A 9978-nucleotide genomic window follows, 5' to 3' on the forward strand; every position below is an offset into this window, starting at 1 on the left:
CGAGACGCAAGATGGGAGAATCTCGTGGAACTTCCGTTGTCCAAACGACGTCGAATGCCGTAGATTGACCATCAGCCGTTGCGCGCCGCTGCGCGCATCCGCCGGGGAACACTCGCATGAGGAGTCGCCGATGCGTCGCCGGATACCGCCGAAGGGGATCGCCGTCGCCGGACTGCTCGCCGTCGTCGCCCTGACCTGCCTGCACGCCGCCCCGGCCGCGCCGCCGTCCATGGCCGACGCCGACCGGCTGTTCGAGCAGAAGAACTACGCGGAGGCGGCCGACGCCTACGGCGCACTCGTGGCGGCCGGGGGCGCCGACTGGCATCTGGCCGCCGAGCGGGTCATCATGAGCCGGCTGCGGCTGCAGTCGTACGACGAAGCGATCACAGCCGCCGAGGACTACGTGGTGCGCACGGCGGGCATGCGCCTGGAGCCGCACGCTGAGCGCCTGGCCGGCCACCTCTACATGCTCCTCCCCCACTGGGGCACGCGCGCGGGCGGGGAGTTCTACCGCGGCGAGCACCGCCAGGGCACCTTCCTCCAGAGCCATCAGCACGACAAGCGCCTCGCCGTCGCGCACATGGAACGGGCGCGCGATCTGTATGCGCAGCATGACGACGGGACCGACCCGGCCTGGCGCGAGGAGCGGATCGAGTGCCTCTTCGATCTGGTCAGCCTGCTCTCGCAGTTCTCGATCTACGACGACCAGCCGCAGTACTGGCATCGCTGGTGGGGCGAACGCGACGGCTTCCTGGCCGTGACGGCCGGGGAAGACGATTTCGATGAGGGCTACAGTTACGGGGACATGCACCGGAAGCGCCCGATCGGGCTCCGGATCGGGCCGGACGGCGAGCCGGTCTTCCCTTCCCTGCCCAAGGACTACACCGACCAGACGCCGGCCGACCAGAAGATGCTCTACCTCCTGGACGAGGTGCGCAGGCTCGACCGGACGGAGGAGCGCAAGCACACGGCGCTGAGCTACTACCGGCAGGCCATGCTGGCCCGGAAGCGGTTCGGCATGGACCGTCTCAGGAGTTACGCCAGCCCTTACTACTCCGCCACCGGTTCGGCGCGCAGCTCCGGCCAGCCGCTCAACTCCGGCCAGCCGCTTCAGGAGGAACTGGATTCGTTCAATCCGTGGGAACTGGAGGACGGCGAGGCCCTGGTGCTGGCCGGCGGGCGCATCTGCAAGGTCGAGCTGCCGCCCGCGTTCGACGTGTTGGGACTGCTGCGCACGGTGGCGGGCGACTACGCCGCCGGTGGCGTCGCCCCCGAGGCGCGCTACGCGATCGGGCTCTACTGCCAGAGCCGCCAGCAGTACACGCAGGCGCTGGCCGAGTACGAGGCGCTGCGCGAGGCGTTCCCGGAGAGTCCGTGGGCCGGTCACGCGGCCGATCAGGCCGCGGAGATCCGGTCGCCGCAGGTGCAGTTGAGCGACAACGGAGTCCAGGCGCCCGGCCGGCCGGCCGAGCTGCAGATCAGCTACCGCAACCTGGACCGCATTCACTTCATCGCGCGCCGCTTCGACCTGCCGGCGATGCTCCGGGAGATCCGCGAGGAGGCCCGCAAGGAGACGGACGATGCTCAGCGCCACGTGTGGCTGCACTGGCAGTGGTCCCACTACCTCGTGCGTGAGCGCGGGACCGACTGGGCCAGCGGCCTGGTGGCCAGGCACCTCGGCCCGGAGGTGGCCCGATGGGCCGACACCGTGCCGAACGACGGCACGCACCGCTACGCGCAGGCGACGCTTCGGTCGCCTCTGACGGAACGCGGCGCCTATGTCGTGTACGCCTTCACCGAGGAGCCGTCGACCGCCGCGGGCGCCGGGCGCTCCACCGAGGCCCTCGGGCGGGGACAGAGCCGCGCCGTCGTCGTGCTGAACGACCTGGCCCTCGTTGAGAAGAAGACGGACAAGGGCACACTCTGCTACGCGGCCGACGCCGTCACCGGCGCACCGGTCGCGGGTGCGGCGATGAACGCACTGGAGACCTGGACCACCTACGATCCGAAGACGCGCAGGCAGACGTGGCATACGGCGACCACGGATCTGACAACCGACGAGCACGGCATGGCCGTGCTGCCGCGCCAGCCCGGCCGGGGCGGCGAGGTGTACTGGCTGGCCACGACCCCGGGCGATCGCTTCGCGTGGTCCGGCATGAGATTCTCGCGCAGCGGCATCGGTTCGATCATGCGCGAGGGGATGTTCGTCTACCTCGTCACCGATCGGCCTGTCTACCGCCCGGGGCAGACGGTGCGCTTCAAGGTCTGGGTCCGAGACGTGCGGAACGGCGTTCCTGAGAACATGCCGCAGACCGCCCTTCGCGTCGCACTGTACGACCCGCGCGGCGACGAGGTCCTTGCAGTCGACAAGCGCACCGACGACTTCGGCGGACTGGACGGCGAGTTCACTCTGGACGCGGAGGCGACGCTGGGCGTCTACACCCTGAATGTCCCCGACACGCGGCTCTACGGGGGGCCGCACTTCCGCGTCGAAGAGTACAAGAAGCCGGAATTCGAGGTGACCGTCGAGCCGAGCGAGACGCACACAAAGCTCGGGGAGCCCCTTCAGGCGGTCGTCAAGGCCAGTTACTACTTCGGTGCGCCCGTGACCGACGCCACTGTCAGCTACCGGGTGTTCCGCGAGGAGTACCGTCACAGCTACTACTTCCCCGGCCGCTGGGACTGGCTCTACGGACCGGGCTACGGCCAGGCGTGGTACGCGCACGACTGGTTCCCCTGGTGGGGCGCCCTGCGCTCCTGCTGGAGCCCGCCGTCCTGGTGGTGGGGATACTCCCACTATCAGCCGGTCCGCGAACTGGTCAAGGAGGGCGAATCGCCGATCGCCGAGGACGGGCGGCTCGTCATCGACATCGACACGGCACCCGCGCTGCGCGACCACCCGGACCGCGACCACCGCTACGTCGTCCAGGCGGACGTGCGCGACGCCAGCCGGCGCGTCATCAGCGGCGAAGGCGACGTGAAGGTCACCCGCCAGGCCTACTACGCCATGATCCAGTCCGACCGCGGCTACTACCGGCCCGGTGAGGAGATGGTGATCCGCGTGCGCTGCCTGACGCCGGACGACCGGCCCGTGCAGGCCGAGGGCCTGCTGACCGTCTCCCGCGTCGTCTTCGGAGGCCCCGACAACGGCCACATCGCGGAGGAGGAGCTGGACCGCTGGACGGCCTCCACCGACGGACAGGGCGAGCTGAGCTTCCGCCTTCGCCACGAGCGGAGCGACCAGCTCAAGATCGCCTTCGCGGCACCCGACGAGTGGGGCGGCACGGTGACCGGCTACGGCCTGGTGTGGGTCTGCGGCCGCGACTTCGACGGCCGCCTCTACCGCTTCAACGACCTGGAACTCATCACGGACAAGCGCACCTACGAGCCGGGCGACGTCTGCCGCCTGATGATCAACACCCGCCGGCCGGACAGCTACGTGCTGTTCGCCGACGCCGTCGACAAAGGCTCCCTGCTCAGCTACCGCCTGCTGCACCTGCCGGCCGGCCACACCGTCGTCGACGTGCCGATCAAGGAAGCCCACCGCCCCAACACCTTCGTTGAGGCGTGCCTGGTGAGCGACCTGCGCGTGCACCAGCAGGCGGAGCGTATCTGCGTGCCGCCGCAGGATGCGGTTCTGAACATCGAGGTCCACACCGACAAACCCCGCTACGCCCCCGGCGAGGACGCGCGGGTTCGCGTGCGCGCGGTCGGCCCCGACGGCGAGCCGGCGGACGTCCAGATGGTCCTGAGCGCCTTCGACCGCTCGGTGCTCGCCATCCAGCCGGAATACGCGCCCGTCATCAGCACGTTCTTCCACGGACAGGTGCGCAGCCACACGTCTCTGATGAGGACGAACCTTCTGGAACGGTTCGGGGCCTGGGGTTACGTGCTCCGTCCGTTCGAGAGTCTGAACCCCCTGCCGCCCGCCTGGCAGGGCACATGGAGCCCGCAGGTCGAGGGCTGGGCCTGGCTGACCGACGCCGAGTTCCGGAATCTGGCCGGCGGCGGGGGTATCGCCTATTCCCGGGCCATGTTGGGAGGCGGTGGCGGCATGCCCAAGGCGCTGGCGGCGGAGGCGGCGGACATGGCCGAGGGTGCGCCCATGGCCGCGGCCCCCGCGCCCGGCGCGGCGGACGGGGGCGCGGCGGAGGACGCGGCGTTCGTCGCCCCCCAGGTGCGCGAGGCCTTCGCCGACACGGCCTTCTGGACCCCCTCCCTCCTGACCGGCCCGGATGGTGAAGCCGAGGTCACGTTCGCGATGCCTGAGAACCTTACGACCTGGAAGGTCAACGCCTGGGCCGTGGGACGGGATCCCCGCGTCGGCCAGGCGTCCACGGAGGCCGTGACGACCAAGGACCTGATCGTACGGCTGCAGGCGCCGCGCTTCTTCCTGGAGTACGACGAGGTCGTCCTGAGCGCAAACGTCCACAACTACCTCGATTCCGCCAAGACGGCCCGTGTCAGCCTGGAGGTGCCGCCCGAGCACCTGGCGCTGATGGACGGCAGCCCGGCCACCGTGGACGTCGAGGTGGCGGCCGCCGGCGAGCGCCGCGTCGACTGGCGCGTGCGCGTCGTTGCGGAGGGCACGGCGGCCGTCACAGTCAAGGCGCTCACGGACGAGGAGTCCGACGCCATGCGCATGACCTTCCCGGTGCTTGTGCACGGCATGACGAAGCAGGAGTCCTGGTGCGGCTCGATGCGGCCGGCCGAGGACGCCGCCGAGCACGTGATCGAGTTCACGGTGCCCGAGCAGCGCCGCCCCGAGCTGACCCGGCTCGAAGTCCAGTTCGCACCCAGCCTCGTCGGCGCCATGCTGGACGCCCTCCCCTACTGCCTCGATTACCCCTACGGCTGCACCGAGCAGACGGTCAGCCGCTTCCTTCCGGCCGTGCTCACCCTCAAGACCCTCCAGAACATGGGCATCCGCCTGGAGGACGTCCGCGGGATCCGCGGCCGCATGGCCGAGGTGCGCCGGATCGAGGAAGGGGAGAACATCCGCATCTATGCCGACAGCCCCATCTTCGACTCTGAGGAACTGCAGCGCCTGATCGCCGCCGGCCTCAAGCGCATCGCCGAGATGCAGCACGCCGACGGCGGCTGGGGCTGGTGGACGCAGGGCGAATCCAGCCCGTACCTCACGAGCTACGTCCTCCAGGCGCTCGTCGGCGCGCAGGAGTGCGACGTCGCCGTCGACCAGAACATGATCGACCGCGGCATGGAGTTCCTGCGCCAGTGGGAGATCGACCAAATGCAGCGCACGGACTGGACGGCCGGCGAGGTGCATGCGTTCGCAGCCTACGTCCTGTCCCTGAAGGGGCTGAAGGCCCAGGACGAGAAGGCGGGCGACTGCGTCGAGCGCCTCTTCGAGGGCCGCGACCGGCTGAACCTGTACGGCAAGGCCCTGCTGAGCCTGACGCTCGCAAACCTGAACGACACCGAGCGGGCCCGCCTCGTCCTGCGCAACATCCTGCAGTACGTGGAGCAGAACGAGGGGACGCAGATCGCGTGGTTCCGCACGCCTACCCAGGGCTGGTGGTACTGGTGGAACTCGGACATCGAGACCAACGCCTGGTGCCTGCGCGCGCTCGTGCGGCTGGAGCCGGAGAGCGAGATCGCGCCGCGGCTGGTGAAATGGCTCCTGGAGAACCGCCGCAACGGCTACTACTGGCGCTCGACGCGCGACACGGCGCTCTGCGTGGGGGCCATGAGCGACTTCGTTGCGGCCACGGGCGAAGGCCGCCCCGACTGCACGGTGGCCCTGAGCCTGGACCAGGGCGCGGTCGTCAAGAGCGTGAAGATCGACCGGGACAACTTCTTCACCTACGACAACTCGTTCGTGGTGGAGGGCCACGCGTTGGCCGGCGGCCCCCACACCCTGCGGGTCAGCAAGGACGGCCCCGGGGCGCTCTACTACTCCGTGCGCCTGAGCTACTTCACGAAGGAGGAGCACATCACGGCCTCGGGCCTGGAACTGAAGATCGACCGCACCCACTACCTCCTGCGCCGCATGCCGTACGAGGTCGAGGTGGAGGGCGCCGAGGGCCAGCAGCTCTCCGAGCGACGCCTGCGCTACGAGCGCGTGCCGCTCCGAAACGGCGACCGCATCGAGAGCGGCGACCTGGTGCAGGTCGAACTCCGGGTGACCGCGGACAACGACTACACCTACCTCATGTTCGAGGACATGAAGCCGGCCGGCTGCGAACCCGTGGAACTGCGCAGCGGCGGACAGCGCCAGGAGGGTTTCCACACCTACATGGAGCTGCGGGACGAGAAGGTGGCGTTCTTCGCCGAGACGATCGGCCGCGGCGAACACCTGCTGCGCTACCGGCTGCGCGCGGAGATCCCGGGCGTCTTCCACGCCCTGCCGGCCGTCGTGCAGGGGATGTACGCACCCGAACTGCGCGGAAACAGCGACGAGGCCGTCCTCCGCGTCGAGGACCGGTGAGGCGCGCCGGGCGCGACGCCGCCGGGCCAGCCTGTCATGCTGCGGCGCCGCTCGGACGCCGAAGCATCTCGCCGTCACTGGCCGTGCCCCGCCTCGGACGTCGAGGTTCTTCGCCCGCCCTGCGGCGGGCTCAGAGTGACAATGGGAGGCCGTCGGAGGGGCACGCGCCGTCGTGCCCGCCCGTGTGCCCCAAGCTGGGTGGTCCGCCCGTGCCAGCGCCCGGCGGCGCTCATCGGCCCGCGTCGTCCGCACCCGGGGCGTGCAGCATGCGCCACAGGATGTGGGCCTCGGCCTCGGCGGCGGTAACCGGTTCGCCGCCCTCCACCAGGGGCTCCAGCAGCAGCCGGGCCCGCGCCTGGCCCATCGGCCCCTGCCCCGCGTGCCAGCGGGCCACGGCAGCGGTCCGGACGGCCGCGTAGTATCGGCGCAGGAACCGGGCGGTCGCGTCCTGGGGGTTGACTGCCAGCGCCCGGTCGAACAGCGCCATCGCCCGCGCGAAGGCGTCGTCGAAGTCCTGCAGATACTCCATCATCAGCCCCTCCGCCACGGCCTGGGTCAGCACCGTCGTGCCCTCCACCCACCGTTCGAGCGACTCGCGGGTGGCCGCCTCGCGCCCCGCCGGCACACTGTACAGGAGGTCCCAGGGCGAACGCCGCATCCCCGCGAGCAGGAACAGCGCCCGCACGTGCGAGTTCATGGGGTAGGAGCGGCTGCAGTGGAACTCCACAATCGGGATGTCGTCGGTGTTCAGGGGCCCCTGGCCGACCGCGCGGCGCAGGTCGTCGCCTTCGCCGCAGAAGGCACTCAGGAAGTCGCAGGCGTCCACGACGCCGTTGGCCGCCAGGCGCTCCTTGACGGCGGGCCGGTCGAGGCGGCGCTCCAGCTCGGCGAAGTCGATGCGCAGGGGGCCTTCGGTGCCGATCAGGATGCAGAAGTCGGCGGTGTACTTGAACCAGACGCTCGCGTGCGGGAACTCGACCAGGAAGGACCGGATCAGCATCCGGAAGTCCTCCTCCGGCATGCTGTGGAGCGGCAGCCACTGGCAGATGATGCCGCCCGGCGCCAGGATGCGCTTGCACTGGCGGTAGAAGTCCACGCCGTAGAACCCGGCGTTCCCGGCGTTGAGCCCCGGGTGGATGATGCCGGCCTGCACGACGTCGTAGCGCTCACGCGTGCCCAGCACGTAGTTGCGCCCGTCGTCGATGCGCAGGTGCACGCGGGGGTCCGAGAGCACGTCGCCGTTGTACTTCTTGAACCAACCGCTCACGCGCCGCACGCCCGGGCTCAGTTCCACCACGTCGACCTCGACCCCGTGGGCGACGGCGGCCTGCGACGTGAAGCCGATGCCGAACCCGATCAGCAGCGCACGCTGCGGGGCCGGATGCAGCAGCAGCGGCACGTGGGCGATCATCTCGTGGCTGGGCCGGTCGTGCCGCGTGGTGCGCGCGACGCCCGTCTCGTTCACATACAGATCGAGCGCGAACCCGGCGGTCTCCAGCACGCTGACGGTCGACTCGACGTCCTCGTGATAGTCGAGCACGCGCACCATGTCGCGGTTGCGCGTCGCCCCCGTGGCGTGGATCAGCTCCAGGCGCGGCATCAGCAGCAGCGCCGGGGCGGCCACGACCAGGGCGGCGGAGAGGAGGAACGCCGGCCGCCGCCGCGCGACGCGCTGCCCCGCCGGCCGCGCCGCCAGCATCCAGGCACCCAGCGCCAGGTTGACGACGGCCGTGACGATGATGGAGCGCTGGATACCGAGAACGGGAATCATGATGAAGCCGCCGACGAAGGCGCCGAAGATCGACCCCACCGTGTCCAGGCAGCCGATCACACCCATGCGGCGGCCCAGCCGCTTCAGTGCGGGCACGTAGATGCGCGAGACCACCGGCATCGTGGCGCCCATCAGGGTGGTCGGGATCAGGATGACGACCATCGAGATGACGAACTGCCCGCCCGCCACCGCGCCCCATCCGTACAGGCGCAGGGCGCCCTCCATCGTGCCGTAGAACCGCATGAGCCATGGCAGCAGGGGGATCGTCACGAGCGCCGACAGGCCGATGCCGACCTCGATGGCCGCCAGCAGGCGGTAGGGGTCCGTGCGGTCCACCAGGCCGCGCACCAGGAACGCCCCCAGTGAGAGGCCCACAAGGAAGGTCGCCGTGATGGTCGTGATGGCGTAGGTGTTGGTGGCCACGAAGAAGATGAGCAGGCGCGTCCACGCCATCTGGTAGGCCAGGGAGGTGAAGCCCTCGATGCCGAAGACCCACAGCGCCACCTTCACCGCGCGCGGCACGCCGCCCGGCGCCGAATCGGCGGCGGCCGGCGCCGCATCGGCCGCCGCCGGCGCCGCATCGGACGCCGCCGGCTCGGGGCCGCCCATGAGCCGGTCCAGCAGCATGGCCCCGGCCCCGACGGACACGTTCAGCGCGGCGGCCAGGAGGAGCGTATGCGCCTGGCCCAGGAACTCCAGGAACACGTAGCCCGCCAGGACGCAGCCGACGACCGCCCCGAGGTTGTTGACCGAGTAGAGCCCCGCCACCTCGCCGCCCAGCCGCCGGCGGTGCCGGACGTAGGCCCGGGCCAGCACCGGCAGGGTGCCGCCCATCAGGGCGGTCGGGATGAGCAGCATGGCGAAGGACAGGGCGAACCGCACGAGGCTCATCACGTAGTGGTTGGCCCCGAAGGCGCCGTAGAACGCCACGTACAGGGGCGTGGCGGCGTCGGCCAGCAGCGGGAAGCACGCGCCGAAGACGCCGATGCCCACCTCCAGCAGCGCGAAGAGCCGCAGGGGGCGGTCCCATCGGTCGGCCAGGCGCCCGATATAGAGGCTGCCGAGGGCCAGCCCCGCCATGAAGGCCGTCACCACGGCGCTGTTGGCGTAGATGGTGACGCCGAAGACGAGGGCGAGCTGCCGCGCCCAGACGATCTGGTAGATCAGCGCAGCCGCACCGGAGAGGAAGAACAGGAGGAGAAGGGCCAGCGGGGCGGCACGACGCCAGGGGCCCCCCGTCGGAACGTCAGGCACACTCATCACCGGCGACTCCGTCGGTAGTGCCCGGCCCTCGGCCGGGGAAACGCGGTGCAGAGCCGGCATTCTATGCGCACGTCTCCGGAGGTGCAAGTACGCCGTGCGCCGCCCTCCCCCCAATGGGCAGCGCGGGCGTCGCCGCCCGGCGCCGGGAGCGGGCACGACGGAGCGTGCCCCTCCACGGCGGGGTCGCGTCCGTGCAAGTGGAGGGCCGCGCTCCGTCGCGGCCGGGGATGGCAGGCGCCCGGTGATTGCAGGAGCGGGCACGACGGAGCGTGCCCCTCCAACGGCGTGGCCGCGTGCGTGCCGGTGGAGGGCCGCGCTCCGTCGCGGCCGGGGATGGCAGGCGGCCGGTGATTGCAGGAACGGGCACGACGGAGCGTGCCCCTCCAACGGCGTGGCCGCGTGCGTACCAATGGAGGGCCGCGCTCCGTCGCGGCCGGGGATGACAGGCGGCCGGTGATTGCAGGAGCGGGCACGACGGAGCGTGCCCCTCCAACGG

Annotated in this window: 2 protein-coding genes; one reads left to right on the plus strand and one right to left on the minus strand. The window is 70.6% G+C overall.

Annotated elements, in window-relative coordinates; all coding sequences use genetic code 11:
* Positions 1 to 130: 130 nt before the first annotated feature.
* The gene (locus GXY85_08265) at positions 131 to 6448 is read left to right on the plus strand and encodes a hypothetical protein (GenBank protein NLW50816.1); all 6318 of its coding nucleotides are present in this window, start codon (positions 131 to 133) and stop codon (positions 6446 to 6448) included.
* Between the two features lie 229 nt (positions 6449 to 6677).
* On the opposite strand, the gene GXY85_08270 is transcribed toward GXY85_08265, so the two are convergent.
* A complete protein-coding gene (locus GXY85_08270; GenBank protein ID NLW50817.1) occupies positions 6678 to 9479 on the minus strand; it encodes a fused MFS/spermidine synthase in 2802 nt (933 codons plus the stop codon).
* Positions 9480 to 9978: the final 499 nt, after the last annotated feature.

It is taken from the genome of Candidatus Brocadiaceae bacterium (genome assembly GCA_012728835.1).
In the GTDB taxonomy this organism is placed as follows: Bacteria; Planctomycetota; Brocadiia; order SM23-32; family SM23-32; genus JAAYEJ01.

Coding starts and splice junctions, on each gene's coding strand:
- GXY85_08265 (NLW50816.1), top strand. CDS start 131: ATGCGTCGCCGGATACCGCCGAAGGGGATCGCCGTCGCCGGACTGCTC.
- GXY85_08270 (NLW50817.1), bottom strand. CDS start 9,479: ATGAGTGTGCCTGACGTTCCGACGGGGGGCCCCTGGCGTCGTGCCGCC.